This is a genomic window from Pontibacter harenae (genome assembly GCF_020907245.1).
GTDB classification, from domain to species: Bacteria; Bacteroidota; Bacteroidia; order Cytophagales; family Hymenobacteraceae; genus Pontibacter; species Pontibacter harenae.
This window is the reverse complement of sequence record NZ_JAJJWH010000027.1, coordinates 12,612-33,984: the sequence shown is the minus strand read 5'-3', so window position 1 is coordinate 33,984 and position 21,373 is coordinate 12,612. Positions and strand designations below refer to the sequence as shown.

Below are 21,373 nucleotides of genomic sequence, written 5' to 3'. Positions count from 1 at the left end.
TCGGCCTAAAACATGCATCTGCCTCTTATTTATTTAAGACACAAAAATAAATATTCCTTGGAGTGTGATTTTTTGGAGGACCTTGCGACTAATTTACAAAATCTAAATTTGAACATGCGGACTCCTATTGCTACAGAACAGTTTGTTCAGATTCTAAAAGAGAATAGGGGCATTTTATTTAAGATAATAAATACCTATTGTAAAGATGAAGAAGACCGCAAGGACCTAGAGCAGGAAATTATAATCAATCTATGGAAATCCCTGCAAACCTTTTCCGGAGACATTAAATTATCAACCTGGATTTACAAAGTGGCTTTCAATGTCTCGGTTTCCTTTTATCGAAAAGATGCCCTACGAAAAGCCAAAACATCCTCGCTCAGCGTTTCCATTTTCAATGAAACAGATTTTGGGGACCCAAAAGAAGACCTTAACGCAAACCATGTTTTACTACATGATTTCATTAATCAGCAGGATGAGTTCAATAGAGAAATACTGATTCTCTACTTAGAGGACCTGAGCTACAAAGAGATTGCTGAAATCGTGGGTATCACAGAGAGCAACGTGGGTACCAAAATCAATCGGCTTAAGAAAAAGCTAAAAGAATACTTTAATCACTTAAAGCAAGACAGCATATGGAATTAGATGACTTGAAAGACACCTGGAATAAAGGAAAAAAACAAATCGAAAGCAGGTTGACACTTAATGAAAGACACATCCACGATTTAATCATTCAAAAGTCGCAAAGCCGGTTTACTGCTTTGCTGGGAATCTCTATTATAGGACGCAACTTAGCGCTTCTGTATATGGGTGTTTCCGTTTGGTTTGCCTATACCATGATAGATGAACTGGCCTACAGTATCCCGGCTTTTATAGGAGCAGCGGCCATGCTGTTTTCATTTATTCAACACCGGTCGTTGAAACAACCTGATTTTAATAGTATGGATACCCTGACTTTACAAAAGTGCATTTCCCAATTCAGAATGCATACAGCCAAAATGGGCAAATACGATGCAGCCATTGTCCTGGTATGGATTGTAACCTTAACACCTATCATCTTAAAACAACGCTTTCGTCTATCTATTTATACTGATCCAGCAAATTTTATCACTTTCTTTTCTGTAGTCCTGCTTATCTCCATTTTAGTTATCTTGTTTTCAGGTAAAATATATCACAAATGGGATGCAGAGTTAGCCGAAAGTGAAAATGATTTAAAGAAAATCGAGGTGTTTGAAGAAGATTGAACCAGCCTGATATTATCAACTAAAGTACGTTCTTTAAAAAGGAAGCAGGCACTATAGAAGCTTGCACCATAAAAGATACTCAGGATTTTCTAAATTATATATGAATTCAGAAAAGCTAAATTGTAAATCCCGATAAGCGAATTTATGTTTAATAGAGAGGCAACGGTTAGTATAAAAATAGTGCGAGCGGGCGAAGCGTAATTGCCCTTAGGACAATCAGCGCTGCAAACGAACACGAAGCTCGATTTGAGACTGATTTAAGCATTGTTTTTATAAGTTGTTGGCAATAGTATTTTTCACTATTATTTCATTTACTTTTTGAGTATCAGATTCCGCTATATCATTTAAGTCGAACGTAACTTTATTTCCATTGTCTTTCGTTATTGTCAACTTTTTTTCATTCAGTTCAGTCGTTTTAATTTCATCAAATCTCAATGTTTTTCCTACAAAGGAATTAATTCGGATATATGCTCCTTTTTTATTCCATTGAAAATAATTCTTATTCCAAAATATCCGTGTAAAATAAACTACTTGAAGTAAACATCCGATAGCACTGATCCACTTATTCATTATTGGGTTTTCAAATTCGAAAACCTCGAAGGTTCCTATCAGTATAAAAATTAGAGCAAGGATTAAGATGGAAATCCAAATTCCATTTCTCATATTATCGAAATATATTCTTTTCATTTAGGTTGAGTTTATATTATTGCCAACTATGGTATATTCGGCAGTCAAGTTCCGGTTATTAGTCGAAAACGACCGATAACCGGAACTTGACTGCCGAATATACGATCTATCCAGAGCAATAGGAAGCAACCTGCTAAGTGTTGCTGCTCCCGTGAAAGTACCAAAAGCCGCACCCCCTCCAGGAGGCAGGAAAGGCGGTTTCCCCATAACTGCTTTTATGTTTAGCAGGTTAAAGGCAGCGTGAAAACCGGAGTTGCTTTACGTTGCCTCATGTTGTTGAATAATGTTGCCCATTTAGCAAAAACCAGCAATTGTGGTAGTTGCTATCTGTTGTCTCGGAAAAAGGAGGGTTAAATGAGATTCAGGTACAAACAAATGTAAACATTGACAAGGCCGGCTCCCATGAACAGGAGCCGGCCTTGTAAGCTCTATAATGATAAGTGACGTCTCGCTCAAAAGAACAGTGGGGACTTAGATACGCAATTTTTTCAGGTAAACATTCACATCATAGAATACACGTAACTTCCCTTGCAGCACAAATCGAACTGTTGTTTTCATGCGCTGCCGGCACCAGGCTTTCTTATTTTAGCCTTTCTATTATTAGTGATGAAAAGTATTTCACTCCTGTTCTTATGCTATTCTCATCAACTTCAAAATTAGGTGAATGAGGCATTGAGATAATTCCCTTTTCAAAATCGGAAGCGCCAAGCAAATAGTATACTCCCGGGATTTTCTTTTGAAAAAATGAAAAATCATCACTCCTACCGTCAGGAATTGCTCCATACAAAGGCAGCACTTGTTTGTTATTGTACACTCTATCCAGTGCTGACATAGTCAAAGAGGTTAAATTCTCATCATTCATCACAAGTGCTGTCTCTCTGTGAAATTCTATTTTGATGAATTCTCCTGCAAACTCAGATTGTTTGATGGTTGATTTTATCTCCGATAGAATAGAGTCTAATTGATTATGCTTTTCAGAGCTTAGATAGGCTTTTACGAAAAATTCTTTATCGCTTTCTATGATTTCTATATTAGGGCTGACCGTAATATAATCTTTGAAGATAGTGTTTGGATTTCCCAGCCCAACATTAGGGTCAAGTAGGTTTCTGTTATCCCAAAACTCACCACCAAGTGCCACATTTTGAAGATTCAAAAGAAGCTCTTTTATGTAATCTATAAGTGCGTCTTTATTTGTTTTATTTTTAAACGCAATCTCAATCTGTCTGTAATCCGCGTAAAGGTTATTCGCTTTGGTAGTTACAATCCCCTCAGGCATAGGTGCAATATGCAAGGCATAGATCTCTTCTGGATTGATTATATCAAACAATCCGTCACCAATCATCGCTTTTGCACCTTTCAGGTTTTCTTCTGCAGGTTGAAATATGAAATAAACCGTCCCGGAAAGATCTTCTTTTACACGTGAAAGCACATTTGCTATTCCAAGTGCGATAGTCGTATGTACATCATGCCCGCATATATGACGTACACCTTCATTCTCTGAAGGAAAACTCACCGCGTCAGGATGGTTGGATGCGAGGGCATCAATATCAGCCCTCCAGGCAATGCGTTTCCCCTTTTTGTTGGTTCTTAATATTCCAACCACGCCATACCCGCCAATCCCAGTATGAACCTCTACGCCTAAAGATTTTAGATATTCCGCTATTTTTTTTGATGTCCTTTCCTCTTGCTCGGTTAATTCAGGATGCCTGTGCAAGTCTCTTCGCAAGTTTACCAGGCTGTCGAATATGTGATCGGTTTGTTGCTGTATTTTTAGGTGAGATATATCTGTTTGAGTAGTTTGTCCAAGAATCGTTAAGGACAGCATGATGAATTGTATAGTCAATGCTGCTTTTTTGATTTTGCTGCTGTTTTTCATTTCTAAGTCATTTAACTTTGTCTTCCGCAAAGATGTGGTTCAAAACCAATAGAGCCCTGACACATTTGTGACAAAATCATTTTTTGGCAATCCTATTTCTAATTCTACTGAGCGACTGCCTTTCTATACCCAGAAATGAAGATAAATGCGTTAAACTTACACGCTGAGCAAGGTCTGGGTTTTCGTTCATAAACTTCAGGTACCTTTCTTCTGCCGTGTTAAATAAGAAACTCTCAACTCTGTCGCTCAAAATGGTTAAGACCTTTTCTGCAATCAGCCTACCTTGCATTTCGCTGTTTTTGAATTTTTCATAGCTCTCTATTATTGTTGTATAGGGAAGTTGGACTACCGTGGTTGGCTCTAAGAATTGCAAGTAGTACTTTGTAGGTATTTGCCTGACGAAAGATGGGTAATCAGTGACATATTCTTTTTCTTTTGTAAATCCTGTAGTGATTTCGTTTCCCTTTTCATTTATGTAATATCTCCTGATAAGACCCTCACAGACAAACCCTATATTTGTTTGAATTTCGCCGCTTTTCAAATAGAAATCCCCCTTATTGAACGGTTCTAACGAAAGGTTTCCTCTGATAAACTCCTTTTCCTCTGCTGTAGAGTAATTCAACTGCTTTAGATACAAATCGAAATACCCTTTTATTGCTTGAGTCATTTTCTGTCTTGTTGCCATCCACTGGATATAAGTAATCATTCCGATTAGCCGCCCTAAACAGGGGTTGGATAAGCAGCATCTGACTGCTGAACATATCACATGTTCAGTCAGTGTAAAGTATTCCGGCAGTCTCTGCTCCTGTGAAAGTACTAGATCTGCCCCGATTTCAGCCTTTGAGGAGTACTTCTCTTGTAACAGTTCTTTATGTTCAGCAGATAGCCATCCGGACACAGTACAAGCCGCGTTGCATCATGTTGTTGCCTATGTAGCACCTACGCTTTCGCACTATGTACGAAACAGCTCATGGCCGAATTTCCTGCATTTTGAAGTGCCTTTGCGCATGTGGAAATGATCAAATCCATATTTCAATATAGCAAATATCTAGGAACTTCACCACCCCTGGCAGCCTTTCGGACTCATCAAATCTGCCAAACGTCACAGCGCGTTGTTTCAGGTTGTCTTTTGTTGCTATTTCCCAAAAATAGAGGGTTTTCTGATACAAATGCGAAAGGGGGTAACGGTATTCGTGTAGACGATGTGCAAGGCGTAGCCGAAGCATGGAGCTTACACGTGGTTGGGCAAAGGATTTCCTTCTAGAGTGTAACCTCAATCAAGCCGAAAATCACTTTGTCTCCGTACTTTGCCTGTGCCTTCGCTTTGTCCAGAAACAGTATTTTTTTTATTTGCTCCTGCTTTAAACTAGCAAGTTGGCTACGCCGCTCAGCATAGGTGGAGGTCAGCTGGCCATTGATAGCTATGGGCAACTTGTACTGCGTGCCAACTTGCTGCACCTGACTGTGCACCTGCCTGTAGACGTAGTTCTCAATGTCCAGGTCAGCCGATGACTTCACCATCGCGCACTGCTTCCCCGTAAACCCGAGCTTTGCCAGCTTCTCTTCGCTTGCCGCCTGCTCAAAGTGCGCCAGCTCCTGTCGGGGGACAACGTCTGTATAGGAAGTGATCAGGCCGTCCACCACGTGGATGCATTCTGGGTCGTACATGTCCACAGCAACGACGTCTTTGGTAACTGTCATCACCTCGAGGTGGTTTGGGTTTGCCTTCTGGCAGAGCCCCTTGGTATAAGAGGCCAAAGAAAGAAGGCAGAGCAAAGTCAGTTTTGTTTTCATAAGAACGGTGGTCTTTTTAAGTTAAGTTAAGTTACAAATTATTTTTGGGACCTGGCACAGGCTTCCGCTCGAAGATTTCCCGGGTGTAGAACAAGCCGTCCATGACTTGCGGCAGCCGCATGCGCACTTCCCTGTAGCCGAAGGGACGTGCCACCAGGGGCTCCTGCAGCCACTGCGGCAGGCCTGGCTTGTTGAGGTCCAGAAACAGGTAAGACTGGCCTGTCTTCCCCAGAGCATACTCTATACTATTGTCCTTGTGCTTCTTCACGTTGATCAGGTGGAAGAAGAGCAGTTTGCCGATATTGCCTTTGTAGCCGGTGAAGCCGATGTTGTAGTAAGCGTCACCGTAGGCTCTCTTGATGTAATCCCCCAGCCTCAGGTTGTTTTGGTAGAACTCGCGCTCTATGTTTTTGCCGCTGTAAGTGAGATGGGAAGAGGCGGTCCAGACTATTATTTTCTTATCCCTGTACAACTCCCGTTGCAGGAACACCAGGTTCTCCCCCATCTGCGCGTCTCGCACCTCTGCTTTTGTGAACCTCTTTCTTGCCTCTGTGAGCGTGCTGCGGCAGAACTGCTGCCAGAAAAGAATCTCTTGCGCCGGCGCTCGCTGGGCCTCTTCCCTATCGTCGAGCTCTACCAGTACGCTGGCTAGCGTGTTGTGCAGGACAAGCGTGTCTGCCTCACCCAGCTTGTTCAGGTAGTCTGAATAGGCGACGGCGTTTTTAAGGGCCATCCTGAACTTACCCCACTCCGTAGTGTCTCCTAGTACTGTGGATCCAGACTTTTGCAGGAACGCCTCGAAGTCTGGGAGTAGGTTATCCTTGGAATAAATGCTGGAGAACTTGCAGTCGACCCCGGCTATGATCAAGGGGTGCTCTGTGTCTTTTTGCCTGTCGATGTAACGGAAAAGCTCTTCCGTCTCCTCAGACACCCAGAAAGGGTAGATGGATTTTCTGGCCGCCTCTATGGCTGGACTTCCCTCCTGTATCTGCTGCCATGCTTTATAACAGTCATAGAAGCCGCTCTCGAAGGCAAGCACGCTGTAGCCGAGCTCCTGGTGCAGGAACTTGATCAGCCTTGTCTTTGCTTTGAAAGTCTGCCCGTCGTAGTGTGTCTGCTCTCCAAGGCCCACAACAACCTTGTCTTTCAGTGCAGCCTTTAGCGGACTCAGGTCCGAGTAATTCTCGTGTCCTGGTCAATGTTCCTGATCACTACCGCATTGGCCTGCAAATAAGCGACCCTTTCGTCTGCGGACTGGCCAAACCCCTGCAGGGACAGGCAGAGCAGCAGCATAAGCGGGAGCTGCCTGGTTAGTCTGTTTGTTTTCACCTTGTGTTTAGCTGAGGATATGTAGTTTTACAATTGCGCATATTTTCCGCTGGAGCTTACAGTGGCTTCGTTGAAGACAGAGACTGTTCCAGTCCCCAGTCGAGCAGATCCGAATAGGTCAGCTACTGCCTTTTGCTGTTTCCTTTAGAGTGAGCCTGCTTTTTTCAGTGGTACTACTATACCCCTCGCCAAAGTATTTAAATTCTTCTAAGGTAATATCTATGCCATTTACAGCTAGATGCTCTATGGTCAGGTCTTTGACATTGTTGCCCGAGACCGTCAGCAGCACATTCTCTGTTCTGGCAGGCAGCGGGAAGGTCTGCAGCAGACCACTATTCCCGGTCAGCTGCACGGCGCGATACCCCACCACGTTTTTTTGGCCGTCCACAAACAGCAGGCCCAGGAAAGCGCCCTCATTTGAAAGGGAGGTCCCGATTGTGGCAAGGGTGCTGTTCAGGTTCACCATCAGCTTGCCCTGTTTGCCAGCGCTTTTTACAAGTTCAGGGCTTAGGTTGAGGTTAAGCGAGAACTGCTTCAGCTCCGTTTCGGGTTTGGTGCGTAGTTTCGGAGTTGACTCCCGCACGTAGAGCAGGGCGTCAAAGGCAGTGGCCAAGTTTACCGTCCCAGTTGGTGAATTGTTTGAACCCAGCAAAACACCAAAGGTCATGGTCAAAGGACTGTTAAAGTATTTGGTAAGGCTTGGGGTGGCGTTTAGCTCCAGCAGCCCGATAGGAGCATCCACTACAGTACCCACTACTTGCCCTATTTTACTTGTTTTCTCTGGGACACTTACCTCTCCGTCGTCGTTTCCCGCCCAGTAGGTGCCAGACTTCACTTCAGTGCATATGGCGTAGAAATCTTCACCATATGTGTTGTGCAATAGCTTCCCTAATCTTGCTTTATAAGACTGGGTGAGTTTATAGCCAACATTCTTCTCCAGGTGCGCATTATGGGCGTACACTACCATCTTTGCACCCGGCCTAGTTTTCTCAACCCATTGGATATTGGCCAGCATGGCCTCATCTCGGAACTGCCTGTCTGACCACTTCTTGTGGAGGTAGTGGTCAGACAGAAAGCAAATGGCGTGCTCCAGCGTGACAGTGCTCTGGAGAAGCCACCGCTGCTCATCGCTTAGTTTACCCCCATATTCTGCCTGTTGCAGTGCCTGCCGCAGCACGGCCACCTTGGCGAGTGCTGAAGACAGAGTGATTCTGCTAGCGAAGGATTCAAACATTGGCTCCGGGAGAGCGGTAAGCTCCGTAAGATACTGCCGGACCTCCTCCGGCAGCTCAACGTTCAGCTCTTGGCAAAGCCGCAGCGCATCGTAGGCTGCCCCACGAGGAGACATGGCGTCAACACCAAGCATCCACACTCTTTCTTCCGCTGGTCTGCTTTCATTGCAGACGCGTATCCATTCGGCCAGTTCCCTGAACTCTTCCTCCACAAAGGCAGCAGGGCTGTGGCGCATGTACCGTATAGCCGTTTCCGCATCGCCTTTCCCATGCACAATATAGTCATTCAAGGCGCGTGTGTCGTAGAAGTTAGCCTCGGCAAGTACCACCACATTAAAGCCCTGCTCGAGAATCAAGCTCTTGGACAGGCGGGAGAAAAGCTGTTCAAACTCCGCTGTGCCGTGTGTGGCTTCCCCTAGTCCCACAATTCGCTTCCCTTTGAGCTTTTCCATAACAGCTGAAGGCAGAACCTGAGCAGCTCCACCGATCGGAACAAAATACTGCTGAATATCCTGCCTAACTTTTTTAGAAGGTTGCCCAAAAGCTGTCTGACACGAAATTAGCAGCAACAAGAGCAAGTGAATGTGGTTTCGTACTACCTTGGATAATCTTGCTTTAGCCAATTTTATCTTTTTGAATGCATTGATTAGTTTAGTTATGGTGCCATGATGCACAATAGGTAACGTAGGAAAGGAGTGCCTCCTCAGCTCTGGCGTTACAAACTATTCCGGCCTCTTTACCCGAATATGAAAAAGGATGGTAGAGTCAGGCACGATAGCAAGAATGGGAAACTTCACTTGGGAATCTGGTTGCATGATGGGCATGTCAGATTTCAGTTCCTCCGTCTTCTTTGGGTGCACGTTTGCTTCCTTTTGCTTTTGCAGGTATCTGCTTGTCCCGCCATTTTTATAGATGCAGTCTAAGACAGACGAAGAATCGCTCCCCAAATATTTCAGGTCAAGCTCTTTCTTCTCGATTGGTGGGAACAGCTTTGCTTGCTGCTCGACTGCCTGAGCGTAGGCACCAGCCACACATAAGACAAGGCATGATGCAGTTAATATTAATGTTCTCATATATTTTATAACTCTTGATGTCGTATTAAATTGTTCATCTTTGAAGCAAATCTAATTTTTATACCTTTTTCCTCTGTAACTCATCTTTTGCCCAATTACAGTATATGCCACATACGGTATTTGATACAAATGCGAAAGGGGGTAACCGTTGGTATAAAAATGTGCGAGGCCGTCGGCCGAAGTATGATTTTTATACCATTTTAGGTGCAGCTATTTTTTTATAGTACATCATAATTTTTTCTTTAAGCTCTTCTTTGTCTTTAATGAAGCTCAAGTGTCTTTTGTATCCTATCGCTAAATAATTATTGTGGTATAATACATAGGTATTTTCATTATATTCAACAGGTTCTGCTTGTAATATATTTTTAAGTCGGTCAAAGGAGGATTTACCTTCACAAATAATAAGATTTGGTTTCACGTCCTCAATTGTTTGCAGAACAAATTTCTTAGATAAATAATAGAGCTTATGCGACCTGCCGTACTTATCCAGTAATTTATTTAGGTTTTTCTCGTCAGATGTAGCAAAAGGAAATTGATTTATTTTAACAGCTTGTGAAAACTGAATTCCGAGTCCCAATTCCGTAAATACCTTCTGTACCTAACGTCTCGTATAAAAACTGTGCGAGCGGGCGAGCAACAAGTTTCGATTCGAGACAGATTTTAGCATTGTTTTTATACATTGGTGGCAACTGGCTTTTTTTAATATATTCCAAATTGTCTTAAATGGTGATCGGTATGTTTGTAAACTAAAATTCCAATTTCTTCCTTAGTCATTTTACCAAAGAAATCGTGGACGAAATTGGGGTTGTCATGATTTTCATATTCTTTAATCAATGAAATCCATACAGATTTTTCAAATTCCACATCAGCAGTCGTTTCCTTTACTTTGAATTGGTCCGAGGTTGGAATATTTTTATCAAAAGGTTTTTCATCTTTTATCATCTTCCTTAATGCTATTTTCCCAAATAACTTTCCAAAAAATGCTTGTTTATATGTATGATTGTCTTTTCCGAGAATCCAACTATTCCAATAAGTATTGTGCTTAAGCATCTGGGAGACGTTCATCTTGCCCCAATCAGGTTCATTGCTTTTATTGATTTGATTAATTCTCTCGATCAATTCTTCCCTAATATTTTGGTCAAAAATTGTTTTCATTGCGCCAAATTTATTTAAACCCTAAAATAAATTATCTCATTCCTGATTTATACAATCTTAGCAGCTTGTTGCCAACTAGCGGATATATGGAATAAACACATACGGTTTATTGTCGTTTTTAACAGATAACCGTAACAGCACTAACGAATATACTATATCTTAAACTCATAATAACTGGATGCTCCTGTAAAATTTCCAATCTCATAAAACCCCCTAATGCTGGGAAGAATCTGAGCGGTAACGGGCAAAGTAAAAAAGTCCCTGATCTACCGAGCAGCGCGATACAATGATTCCCGAATTGCCGTCCTAATATTCAAAACAGCTTTGCTGCTTTTGAGATGGGTAAAAGAGAATTGATGAAGAGAACTAACGGTGCTAAACTGCCTTATTCTTTAACCAGTGTAAATCAAAACATCCCCAGCAAAGAATATCTTTACTGGGGATGTTTGTTACAGCTTGATCTATCAGATAACTTCAGAGTGATAATGCCCCCTCTCCTACCCTGTTTAGGCGGCGAAAAGCTCCAGCTGTCCTTCCAGGCAGTAGCGGTTGTTGAACTTTGGTTTCAGGGTTCGGATGTAGTGTTTTTCCAGCTTCAGCACTTCCTGCTTATCGTGGTACTCCTTCAGGCAGATTACAGATTGTTCAGAGCACTTTCCTTTGTGTTTAACCATGCGCCAAAAGATGTTGCTCGTCTCCCCTACATAAACGCACTCACCAGACTCGAAAATAAAGTAAAGGAAGTATGACCTATTATTCTTAACATATCTTAGCCTCCTGTACTCTTTTAGGACTTCTCTCCTACTTAATCTTTGAAATTCTGTAATGAACATTTAAAACCTATGTTTAGGTATCAAAATAACAGCAGCAACTTAAACTAAAAGTAAAGCAATGTTACAAATGCTTTACTTTTACTTCTTGAGTCTTAACTTGATATAGTCCTTAGCAGTTTTGAGCTGCTTTAACTTGTTTCTTTCTTCTACTGGCAAAGGTTTCTTTGACGCAGTTTGGGTATCAACAAAATCTTCAATTAAACGCTCAAGCTCTCTTTTGATAGTCGTTCTATTCCAATACTCTATCCGCTTTAGCTTTAGATAAAGATCTGCTCGCATAGCAGTACTAAAAGGGAGATACAAATCAGGTGATTGAATGTATTCATTTTCATTGACCATCGAATTAGCTTCCTCATTCTTTAGTCCTTGACTTGCTCTTACTTCTACCTCTTCTTTTTTAGGAATCTCACTTTCCTCCCTTAATACTCCCTTTATTCCATCTGTATCTGTCAATAACGATTGTAAATCAGATTTTTTCTTAGCCATGAAATATTAATTTAAAGTTCAACAACAAACATTATTTAAGCAGAATTAATTACTGTAATTATATACATTACGTTAATTAAAATAATATATATAATTACTATCATCATAAATGAAGAGAAATTAGTTTGAGTTTATCCGACTTAGTAACTCTTTAGTAAGCTGCAGATAATCCTTTGCTCCATTACATTCTTTGTCAAAACTAAATATATCTTGACTATGTGGTATGGCCTCAGCTAATGCAATATTCTCCCTTATTGTTGTGTCTAATAAAAGATCTTTCAAGTCATTCTTGAGTTTTGAATAAACTTGCTTATGAAGATGTTTATTAGTTCTAGTATTGAAACGAGTTAGAAAAACCCCAATCAACTCCAGGTCAGGATTAAGCCTCTTCTTGATCTTAGATGCTTTATCAATTAGGCTTCTGATACCTTCAATTGAATAAAAGTCTGCTTGTACTGGAACAACATAGAAATCAGCATAAATGAGTGCATTTATAGTTAACGTGCCTATAGCTGGCGGACAGTCAATTAGAATGTAATCATACTGCTCCAGGTTAACATCCTCCATAGCATTCACTAAGTAGATAGCAGACTCTATTTTATCTTTAGCTATATCATCTTCTGAATCTGTTAGCTCATCGGCAGCAGGTAGTAGATCTAATCCTACTGAGGTTTTGATACGCGCCTCATCAAACCCGACTTTATTTAATAGAAAGTCACCTACAGTGTATTTGACAGGGCTTCTGTAAAGGCTACGAGTTAAATTTGCCTGAGAGTCGAAATCAATCAAGAGAACTTTAAATCCTAATTCTCTTAATGCTGCTCCAACTGAAAGCGTAGAAGTGGTCTTACCAATTCCCCCCTTTTTATTTACTACAGCTAAAGTTTTTGTCATAGTGCAATGATAAATAATGTTTCCGATAAAAACATAATGTTAGTAATTTTAATAATTATCGCAATTAAAGTAATTAAACAATTATTGCATATGCACACGTTTTTGCTTATTCCTTAGAAATCAAATTTGAGAGTACTGTATTGATATAAGCTGCTGAGTCTTTTATACTATCCTTCTTGAGTGTATACTTATGATAGATCTGATAATGTATGTCTTGCGCAGGGATCCTAGACAAAAAGAAAATAGCAGACTCTGATGAAAGTCCCTTTGATGTCATACTTCTATATGCATTTTCAACATCTTTACGCTCCTGGAGATCAGTAATGCTTTCTAATAAGTCACTAAGAGCAGATTCTGCAGCAAACATATCAGGCAAACTTGCCTTGGCTACTTTCCTAATAGGATTTTTGCTCTTTTTAGGAGCAGCCTTTTCTATTAAGCTACTTTCATTATCAAAAATGAATAAAATATCAGTTACTTTCTTACCTGTTTTAAGTGGCTTATAAGAAATATTTAAAACCGTCTTAACCTCGGTAAAAGCAGGCTCTAAAACGACACGTTTGAAGTCAAAATAATCCTTATATTTTGTTTCGGCATCCTCTCCAAGAAGCAGCTTCTTGAGCTCCACTATACTTTCTGTATATTTACCTAATGACTCATACGATTTAAGCAACCAATATAACCGATGACTATAACTACTCTTTAAAGTCATTAGTAGCTGGATTTCACTGAGAGTGAAATTATCTTTAAGCTGTAATAAGTACGGTTTGATCCTGTCAGCAAAGTAGCCTTTAATATAGCCAGTGCCTGAATCTAACTCTAGTTCTTGAACAATACGAACTTTATGAAAGTCCTTTTTTTTACTACCTACTTTGGCTAAGTTTATTTCCTTATTGAAAAGATCTTCACATGCCTGCTTGACTTGTTTATACACTGTTCCATTAAGACTATATGGCACAACGTCAGCAAGCTTGATTTTTATTTCTTTAAGTTCTTTTTCTTTATATCCTATTGTAGCAAGCATCAAAGTAAAAATACGCGCCTCAATGAGACCAAATGAAAGGTAAGATCTTATTAAGTAATTATGCTGGGCAACTAATCTTGAATCTTGCTTCTCCTTCTCTTTAACAGCTGCTGTAGATACTTCTTCCATGAAAGTCTTTTATATTAGGCTGTTAAAATATATTCAAACTACGGAAAAACCTAAAATTTTTGTAGGTTTTTCGGCGGTTTAGATAAATTTGTCGGTTTATATAGATAAATTTATCGGCCTTAAAAGATAAAAACATCGGTATTATTAGATAAAAAAGTCGGTTTATGTAGATAAATTTATCGGTTTTAAAGCACTTAAGCGATTGTTAATCAGAAACTTATGCCTTTAGAATTAAGAATAAAAGAATCTATAAGAATTTCTTCAATGGCTTTGGAGACTTTTTTTTAGGTTTCAAATTAAAAAAACATCATTAATAAGATTCTCAAATATGTGAAACAAACGCGCGGCGAAACTCATATTTGTTGCCTGAACAGTCTTTTTAAGGCCTTTTCTAACAAACAGAACCAGATTACTTAGATAAATTTGTCGGTTTTGAATGTTTTGGAGACTCTTTCTCCGATAAATTTATCTAAGTAAACCGACAAATTTATCTATCCTTTTAAGCTGATTTATAATTATTAACATTGCATTAATTAGTCTCATTATTAATATGTTTGCAATTACTATAATTAACGTAATTACTTATTTTACTATTCTAACAATCAATATTTTATGTAAACGTTTATCATTTCTGTATTTTGAAAAATGCAAATAAAGATAAAGGTGATTCTTAAGTTATCTTATTAATTTTATCACCCTTGTCACAGTTGTTATTTCAAAAAGCTTGAGACTAATGAGGCAGCTTTGTAGGTTTTGCCGCTCGCATAAATGCATGTGAACAACAAGGTATTTGTAGGCTCTGGTTAGAAAGCGGTACACTTGATATGTTCATAAACTTGATTGATTAAGTGTTCGTCCGAATCTCGTTATAGAGCCACTGTAGTTACTGAGTCTTCTCTAGCATTAAAAAATTAATATCTAAAATACTCTATGTGATAGCAGGTATTAATGTTAAAGTTTAACGTAGCGAGTTATATCAAAATGAACTAACGATATATTAATTACAATAATCTTATACATTATAGTAATTACTAAAATTATTGTAATGTATAAGATTATTGTAATAGACGTAATGATCGTAGTTACCTGAATTGATAAAGAAGTATAATCATCTTCTTTATGCTTTCTTACATTGTTTGATAGTTTTGACTTGTTGATACCCATTATCTCTCAATCTGATCGTAGCAGTGCTGCCTCTCCTGATAGAGCTGCTGGGTTAGCTTTCACTTTTCGAAGCCTAGATGAGCAGCTTGTCATAATATGTATAGCTTCGGTGTGCCCAGAGATCAGGTTGCGTTTAACCCTAATCATGGATACTGCGGTAGGGTAGGGGCGGACAAAATCTTATCCAGCTGGTTGTGCACATACCCATGTAGGATATGCATGTACACTGCCTTTGGATGGATTTGCAAGAGCCTTACTCCTTATTGCTAGAAGAAGGGCCGCAGCCGTTTGGCAGCATGGTGCCTTTCTTCTAGCAATGAGGAACGCTACAGCTTGGCGATCAACTACTTGAGTTGATTCTTCATAGAGGTATGGTTCGCTGACAGTCTTTGCTAGGGGAGTACAGCTAAGCTGCAGGGTGGAGCAGGTGCTCTATAGTAGAAATATCAACCCGTTTCCTGGCCTGCCACAGGTCATACTGCTTCTGCAGGTTAATCCATACCTCGGGAGTCGTCGCGAACGCTGCAGACAGCTTCCAGGCCATCTCGGCGCTGATGCCGGCATGGCCGTTAAGTATGTTCGATAGCACTTTGCGGCTAATGTGGAGCCTTGCGGCGATCTCCGTTACTGACAATCCTGTTGCGTCAGTGTACTCTCTTAAGATTTCGCCTGGATGAGGCGGGTTGTGCATTATCATGGTTTTAAAGTATAGCTCCGACAAATAATTCAACATGCCCGTTTTCGGGCGGCTCCTACTAGTGGTAGTCGAGGTAGTTCACATCCAAGACCTCTACTCTTTCCCCGACGAAGATGAAGACTATGCGGTAGTTTCCGTTGACCTTCACCGACCAATGATCCTTCAGGTTCCCTTTCAAAGGGTGCAGGTCCCAACCAGGGACGTTTACGTCCTGCACATTCTGTGCAGCGTGCAGTTGGGCCAGGATTCTCCTGATCTTGGGTAAGTGCGCAGGGTTTAGCTTGGATCCGTCCCCCTTAAGGAAGAACCGCTCTAAGCCTTTGTGTTTGAAACTCACAATCATACCGCAATTATAACGTGTAACGTTATAAGTTACAAGTTAGGTTCGTTTTTTTACCTGTTGCGGTTGACGTTTTGGCAGGATAAACTTCTTACCCTGCCTATACAGGGCATCAGGGACTGTACCCATGGTTCAGGCTCCTGCGGGTTTCTCCATGGAGGTGATGCCGTCGATGTAGCGGTAGCATGTTGCCCTTCCGATGCCCAGTATCTTGGCAATCTCCCCGACTGACCTGTTGCCAGCGTCGAAGAGCACCTTGGCCGTCCTTGCCTTCTCCGTGGCCGCCGGAGAAAGGCCCTTTGGCCTGCCGCCCCGCCTTCCCCTGGCCTTTGCCGCGGCGAGCCCCGCGTTGGTGCGCTCGCGGATGATCTCGCGCTCGAACTCTGCCAGGGAGGCGAAGATGTTGAAGGTGAAGCGGCCCGTGGCCGTGGCCGTGGCCGTGTTAATGCCGTCCTGCAGGCTCACGAAGTCAACGCCACGCTCCTGGAACTCCGAGACCAGATCGATCAGGTCACGCAGCGAGCGGCCCAGGCGGTCTAGCTTCCACACGACCACCGTGTCGCCCGCCCTGAGCTGGGAGATCATCTTCTCCAGCTCGGGTCGGTCCTTGCTCTTGCCCGACTTCTTCTCTTTGTAGAGCTGGTCACACCCGTAGTGGGAGAGGGCGTCTGTCTGCAGCTCCAGCTTCTGGTCCTGGGTGGAGACCCTGGCGTATCCTATCTTCATGATCTGTATCATTAACTCGTCTCAAATATACAAATTACCTTTTGATTAATGAGACGGCAATTCGGGAATACGCTGATTTCTTAAGCTGCTCTGGAGGGCTGATTTGGGAAGTGGCTCCCAAGCGTCGGTGTAGTCTCATAAAACGGGGGTTTTATGAGACAGGAAATTTTAGAGGAGTATCCAGTTATTGTGAGTTTACTATATAGTATATTCGTTAGTCCAGTTACGGTTATCTGTCAAAAACGACAATAAACCGTATGGTTATTCTATATATCCGCGAGTTAGGCAAAATATAAATCAATTTGATGAAGAAAATAAGCTTGGGTATTTTACTGTGGCTGTTTATAGGCAGCACGTTGTGTGCTCAAAGCATCTCCGACGTAGTGCTAAGCCAAGATGGAAAGAGAATGGCTTTTGTCAAGGACGGTGACTCACTTTTCGTTAAAAGCGTGGCTACAGCAGAGAAGGCTGTCTTTATTGACAGTGGCTTAAGGGATAACGGCAACCAACGGTTCCTGCACTGGACTCCTGACTCGGGGACCCTTGTCTATGAGAAAGGTGAAAATGTTAGAATATATAGTTGCAAAGCACAGACAACAAGGCTTGTACGTCACCAGTACCTGGATTCCCTTTCGTTATTCCAGTTTTACCTGATCCAACAAACCGCAGTCAACAACCAAGATGAGCTGTTCTTTTCTGCTGAGTTGAAGAACACGGCAGAAACACCTTCCCAGCTCTACAGGCTAAACCTAAAAAGCGGAGCCATCAGGCAACTTACCGATTCACCGTTGCATGTCAGCAATGTTGCCCTATCGAAGGACCAAAGATACCTTACATTTGCTTCATACCAGTTCACTGAAAATATTCCACAAACCAAGATTACCATCATAAGCCCAAACAGCGGAAAAGTTATAGCTGAGACAGGCATTTACACCGGCAGTTTCTTCTCGGAACTCAAATGGTCTGACGAAAGCACGCAACTCCTTGCAATCGATAGCGGGAACAACAGTAAGTTGTTGACCTTTGACAGCTGGAGCGGTTTAAAAGAAGGCCCATCACTCAGGCTTTCTTCAGATGAGAGGCCCATCACCTTCTATAACAAGAAAAGCGTTCTGTATGGGGATACAAAAAGCGGAAAGAGCAGAATAGGTCGCTATGACTTGGTTGACCACACGAAGAAGATCTTGGTTGGAAACGGAGCAGAGTACCTAAGCTATGATGTTGGCCCGAGAAAGAGACAGCTTTATTTTTTAACCGAGTCACCAAAGCAACCGAAGACACTTGCACGAACTGTAGTAGGAAAGCATGGCATTCGTAAGGTTACCTCTGTTAACAGCTTCAGCAGCAAGAACCCCTTGCAGGAGTACTACCATTTAACCTACTGGTACATGAATGCAGATGGAGATTCCACATCAAGCCAAATCTACTTTCCTAAAACGTTCATGCCAGCGAGCGGTAAGAAGTATCCGCTGCTCGTAATCCCATACGGTGGCTATGATAACTCATATCCGGACTTAGGCTACTTTCTAAATGAAGTAGTTTTTGACTATCTCAACCAAGGCTACATCATAGCCTTCCCGAACACGAGGGGAATTGGCTACGAGAGGCAAACAGACAACTATGGTAGGCTGCAACTCGAGGATACGGAGAAGTACATCCATGAGCTCGGCAAAACGCACTCTATAGACCAGAGCAGAATAATTGCTCTGGGCCACAGTCATGGTGCTACGATGGTATATTATTATTCTTCACTGTTTTCAGGAGGAGTTGCCATCAACGGAGCCGCAGATTGGATAAAGCAGGCAGAGCGGAAGTCGATGGCTGGCTTGCCTTTTGGGATGGGAGGAATGCCTGCTGAACTTGAGGCTAAATATGAACAGTTCTCCCCATACGAGAACATTGAACGGCTTAAAGCGCCACTGCTGATTATAGCGGGCAAAGAAGACACTCAAATTCCTTATGACCTTAACGCCTTGGCATTCTACAAAAAAGCCAAAGAATCAGGCAAGCAGGTCAAATTGATCGTGTTCGACGATGAAGGGCATTTGATTGACTTATTCACCAATAAGCAGGTTCTAAAACAAGAGATTAAGGCTTTTATATATGGCAATACTGAAAAATAACTTGTGCCTAACAAAAACTAAAACACACCAAAGCGTGCCTTAGCCAAGCCGTTAGGCAAAATACCAGCAACTAATAATATGTATAAGTAAATGTAGAGATATGAAAGCAAAGCTTGCTATTTTTGGAGACTACAACGATACTTTTAGACCACATAAAGCGACAAATGAAGGAATCGAACATTCTATTAAAAAGTTTGATATTCAACTTCAGTATGATTGGATTGCAACGGATACAATTGAAACAGATTTTGACAAAATTATTTCCACTTACAATGGCTTTTGGATAGCACCAGGAAGTCCGTATAAAAGTATGGCTGGAGCCTTACGTATTATCAAGTATGCAAGAGAGAACAGTATGCCAACGCTTGGTACTTGTGGAGGATTTCAACACATGGTAATTGAGTTTGCCAGAAACATATTAGGAATTTCAGACGCAGAACATGCAGAATACGACCCTTACTCATCCAAACTTGTTGTTAATCCATTAAGTTGTTCACTGGCAGGACAAGTTCTTGAAATTGAACTAACTGACAAAACTTCCAAAACATTTGAAATTTTCGGGACGAAGAGAATAAACGAAAGATATTACTGCAATTTTGGACTTAATCCAGAGTATCAAAACCAACTTGACGAAAAGGGGTTCAAAATTGTTGGCACAGACATACATAAGGAAGCAAGAATTTTAGAATTGCAGAACCATCCTTTTTTTGTTGCTACACTTTTTGTTCCACAGGACAACTCATCCGTTGAAACACCCCATAAATTAGTGACAGAGTTTTTAAGAACAATAACAAAAAATAAGAGCACTTACGCCTAATCCAGCACATAAACCAAGCTCCGGCAATGCCTTGCTCGTTTTATGTACAACCCGTTAGTACGCCAATTAATAAATTTTCACCATGAACTTCTATGCAGAATAGCTTTAAAACGAATCGGCTGTTACTGAATCCTATAGATTTAAGTGATGCAGATTTTATTGTTGAGCTGGTAAATCTACCTGATTGGATTAAGTATATCGGTCAAAGGCATATTGACTCTACTGATGCAGCAAAAGATTATATTGTTAGAATGATTGACAGTGCAAACCTTAAATACTGGGTTGTTAAATTGCAGGAAGGACAGACAGCAATAGGTATCATTACCCTTATCAAACGAGAGTATCTGGAACACCATGACTTAGGATTTGCTTTTTTGCCTGAATACAGAAAGCGGGGCTATGCCTATGAAGCAGCGGCGGTAATTCTATGTGAGATGAAAAAAGACCCCTCTCATACACATGTTCTTGCTACAACTAAAACAGACAATAGAAATTCTATCAGGCTACTGGAAAGTTTAGGTCTACAGCATGAGAAAGAAGTTCAAATTGAACAAGAAAGTTTACTTCTGTATTCCATTGCAACTAATTGCTTGTGATTAAATGCGGAGCATACTTATTTGAGAGACAAGAAAAACTAACCGTTAAACCCTCACCCAATTCGTCTCATTTAACCCTCGAATTTCGGGAAAAGCGCAAGAGACGACATCCCAGAGCAACGGTGCAGTGCTGCTTTATAGATCAGGTGGGCCTGAGAGGCTGCCAGGGGTGATGAGCTCCTAGATATTTGCTATATTGAAATATGTACTTGATCATTTCCACATGCGCAAATGCACTTAAAATGCAGGATAATCAGCCATCAGCTGTTCCGTACATAGTGCAGATAAGCGAAGGTTTACGCATATCCAGTAATTAGCTGTTATTTGAAAAAGAAAATTAGTGTGCATAAAACAATGAAGTATAAGCAATATCTTCTTGGGTTATTTTTTATAGTTCTCACAGGTTGTTCGGGCTATACAAAAAAGGATGGTAAGGTTTATTTGAGAAGTTCAAACGAGGCAAGGATTGGTGTAAGATATTTGGAAGTAGAAAATGCTGATTACAGCTCATTTGATGTTATCAACCATAATACAAACTTAGACCTTGCTAAAGACAAGAATCACGTATTTATAGGAACTTCTATTTTAGCTGACGCTGAACCATCAGCTTTTGAACACATCAAGGAATACTACTGGAAGGATAATAATCATGTGTATCTATTACGGTTCGGAGATACTGACTGTAAGATAAAACAAGCAGATATAAGAACCTTTGAAGTTATAGATGACAATCTTTGGGCAAAAGACAAACATCATATTTATTATGGGTTTGATAAATTAAATGGTGCAGACCCAAAGAAATTCAAAGCCATAGATGAAGATTGGGGCAAGGATGATAGTTTCTTCTATTGGCATGAACTAAGAATTGACTCTCTAGATTACGCTTCCGCTATAATTCTTAGCCCATATTACATAAAAGACAAACAGCATGTATATTATAATGACAGATTAGTCGAAGGTGCTAATGCTTCAGCGTTTGTTCCTGATGGTGTCGGCTCGTTTGGGCATGATGATAAGAACATGTATGATAGGGAAAAAAATGAAGGCCCTATAACAGAACAGTACAGAAGGACCTACATTGATAAAGAATAGAAACAACAGTTAACAAAAACTAAAGCACACCAAGGCGTGCCTTAGCCAAGATGTTACCACCTCAC

Annotated in this window: 23 protein-coding genes; 7 read left to right on the top strand and 16 right to left on the bottom strand. The window is 41.2% G+C overall.

What is annotated here, in order from left to right:
- The first annotated feature begins 12 nt into the window (after positions 1-12).
- Entirely contained in the window at positions 13-642 is a 630-nt protein-coding gene (locus LN893_RS13715) for an RNA polymerase sigma factor (RefSeq protein WP_229970967.1), read from the top strand.
- Complete coding sequence (locus LN893_RS13710) at positions 633-1,241, top strand: hypothetical protein (protein ID WP_229970965.1); 609 nt, start codon at positions 633-635, stop codon at positions 1,239-1,241. Before LN893_RS13715 ends, LN893_RS13710 begins: the two co-directional genes overlap by 10 nt.
- A gap of 270 nt (positions 1,242-1,511) precedes the next feature.
- On the opposite strand, the gene LN893_RS13705 is transcribed toward LN893_RS13710, so the two are convergent.
- The 5 genes from LN893_RS13705 to LN893_RS13685 form a co-directional block, all read right to left on the bottom strand.
- Positions 1,512-1,928 carry a hypothetical protein gene (locus tag LN893_RS13705; protein WP_229970963.1) on the bottom strand — a complete coding sequence of 139 codons (417 nt, stop codon included), beginning with the start codon at positions 1,926-1,928 and terminating at the stop codon, positions 1,512-1,514.
- 580 nt (positions 1,929-2,508) lie between these two features.
- Positions 2,509-3,804, bottom strand: a complete 1,296-nt coding sequence (locus LN893_RS13700; RefSeq protein ID WP_229970961.1) for a M20 metallopeptidase family protein — start codon at positions 3,802-3,804, stop codon at positions 2,509-2,511.
- Between the two features lie 76 nt (positions 3,805-3,880).
- The gene (locus tag LN893_RS13695) at positions 3,881-4,702 is read right to left on the bottom strand and encodes a Crp/Fnr family transcriptional regulator (RefSeq protein ID WP_229970959.1); all 822 of its coding nucleotides are present in this window, start codon (positions 4,700-4,702) and stop codon (positions 3,881-3,883) included.
- 362 nt (positions 4,703-5,064) lie between these two features.
- Positions 5,065-5,598, bottom strand: a complete 534-nt coding sequence (locus LN893_RS13690) for a hypothetical protein (protein ID WP_229970958.1) — start codon at positions 5,596-5,598, stop codon at positions 5,065-5,067.
- A gap of 31 nt (positions 5,599-5,629) precedes the next feature.
- A complete protein-coding gene (locus tag LN893_RS13685) occupies positions 5,630-6,730 on the bottom strand; it encodes an erythromycin esterase family protein (protein WP_229970956.1) in 1,101 nt (366 codons plus the stop codon).
- A 17-nt stretch (positions 6,731-6,747) separates the two neighbouring features.
- On the opposite strand from LN893_RS13685, the gene LN893_RS13680 reads away from it, so the two are divergent.
- Positions 6,748-6,912: a hypothetical protein gene (locus LN893_RS13680; protein ID WP_229970954.1), complete on the top strand. Its 165-nt coding sequence runs from the start codon at positions 6,748-6,750 to the stop codon at positions 6,910-6,912.
- Positions 6,913-7,045: 133 nt separating this feature from the next.
- Here LN893_RS13680 and LN893_RS13675 read toward each other — a convergent pair whose 3' ends face one another.
- The 11 genes from LN893_RS13675 to LN893_RS13625 form a co-directional block, all read right to left on the bottom strand.
- Positions 7,046-8,611 carry an erythromycin esterase family protein gene (locus LN893_RS13675; RefSeq protein WP_229970952.1) on the bottom strand — a complete coding sequence of 522 codons (1,566 nt, stop codon included), beginning with the start codon at positions 8,609-8,611 and terminating at the stop codon, positions 7,046-7,048.
- Positions 8,612-8,881: 270 nt separating this feature from the next.
- The gene (locus LN893_RS13670; protein ID WP_229970950.1) at positions 8,882-9,232 is read right to left on the bottom strand and encodes a hypothetical protein; all 351 of its coding nucleotides are present in this window, start codon (positions 9,230-9,232) and stop codon (positions 8,882-8,884) included.
- A 190-nt stretch (positions 9,233-9,422) separates the two neighbouring features.
- Complete coding sequence (locus tag LN893_RS13665) at positions 9,423-9,809, bottom strand: hypothetical protein (RefSeq protein WP_229970948.1); 387 nt, start codon at positions 9,807-9,809, stop codon at positions 9,423-9,425.
- A gap of 122 nt (positions 9,810-9,931) precedes the next feature.
- A complete protein-coding gene (locus LN893_RS13660; protein WP_229970945.1) occupies positions 9,932-10,387 on the bottom strand; it encodes a DUF1569 domain-containing protein in 456 nt (151 codons plus the stop codon).
- A gap of 506 nt (positions 10,388-10,893) precedes the next feature.
- On the bottom strand, positions 10,894-11,220 hold the full coding sequence (locus LN893_RS20775; protein ID WP_369427681.1) for a GIY-YIG nuclease family protein: 327 nt from the start codon (positions 11,218-11,220) through the stop codon (positions 10,894-10,896).
- Between the two features lie 78 nt (positions 11,221-11,298).
- On the bottom strand, positions 11,299-11,706 hold the full coding sequence (locus tag LN893_RS13650; protein WP_229970941.1) for a hypothetical protein: 408 nt from the start codon (positions 11,704-11,706) through the stop codon (positions 11,299-11,301).
- A gap of 120 nt (positions 11,707-11,826) precedes the next feature.
- Positions 11,827-12,600, bottom strand: a complete 774-nt coding sequence (locus LN893_RS13645; RefSeq protein ID WP_229970940.1) for a ParA family protein — start codon at positions 12,598-12,600, stop codon at positions 11,827-11,829.
- 106 nt (positions 12,601-12,706) lie between these two features.
- On the bottom strand, positions 12,707-13,753 hold the full coding sequence (locus LN893_RS13640) for a replication initiation protein (protein ID WP_229970938.1): 1,047 nt from the start codon (positions 13,751-13,753) through the stop codon (positions 12,707-12,709).
- A gap of 1,570 nt (positions 13,754-15,323) precedes the next feature.
- Positions 15,324-15,650, bottom strand: a complete 327-nt coding sequence (locus LN893_RS13635; RefSeq protein ID WP_229970936.1) for a HigA family addiction module antitoxin — start codon at positions 15,648-15,650, stop codon at positions 15,324-15,326.
- Between the two features lie 22 nt (positions 15,651-15,672).
- On the bottom strand, positions 15,673-15,957 hold the full coding sequence (locus LN893_RS13630; RefSeq protein WP_229970934.1) for a type II toxin-antitoxin system RelE/ParE family toxin: 285 nt from the start codon (positions 15,955-15,957) through the stop codon (positions 15,673-15,675).
- Between the two features lie 129 nt (positions 15,958-16,086).
- Positions 16,087-16,680 carry a recombinase family protein gene (locus LN893_RS13625; protein WP_229970932.1) on the bottom strand — a complete coding sequence of 198 codons (594 nt, stop codon included), beginning with the start codon at positions 16,678-16,680 and terminating at the stop codon, positions 16,087-16,089.
- A 305-nt stretch (positions 16,681-16,985) separates the two neighbouring features.
- On the opposite strand from LN893_RS13625, the gene LN893_RS13620 reads away from it, so the two are divergent.
- The 4 genes from LN893_RS13620 (at position 16,986) to LN893_RS13605 (ending at position 21,308) form a co-directional block, all read left to right on the top strand.
- Entirely contained in the window at positions 16,986-18,803 is a 1,818-nt protein-coding gene (locus LN893_RS13620; RefSeq protein WP_229970930.1) for a S9 family peptidase, read from the top strand.
- Between the two features lie 100 nt (positions 18,804-18,903).
- A complete protein-coding gene (locus LN893_RS13615; protein WP_229970928.1) occupies positions 18,904-19,620 on the top strand; it encodes a CTP synthase C-terminal region-related (seleno)protein in 717 nt (238 codons plus the stop codon).
- Positions 19,621-19,712: 92 nt separating this feature from the next.
- A complete protein-coding gene (locus tag LN893_RS13610; protein ID WP_229970926.1) occupies positions 19,713-20,216 on the top strand; it encodes a GNAT family N-acetyltransferase in 504 nt (167 codons plus the stop codon).
- 354 nt (positions 20,217-20,570) lie between these two features.
- Positions 20,571-21,308, top strand: a complete 738-nt coding sequence (locus tag LN893_RS13605) for a DKNYY domain-containing protein (protein ID WP_229970924.1) — start codon at positions 20,571-20,573, stop codon at positions 21,306-21,308.
- Positions 21,309-21,373 lie beyond the last annotated feature (65 nt).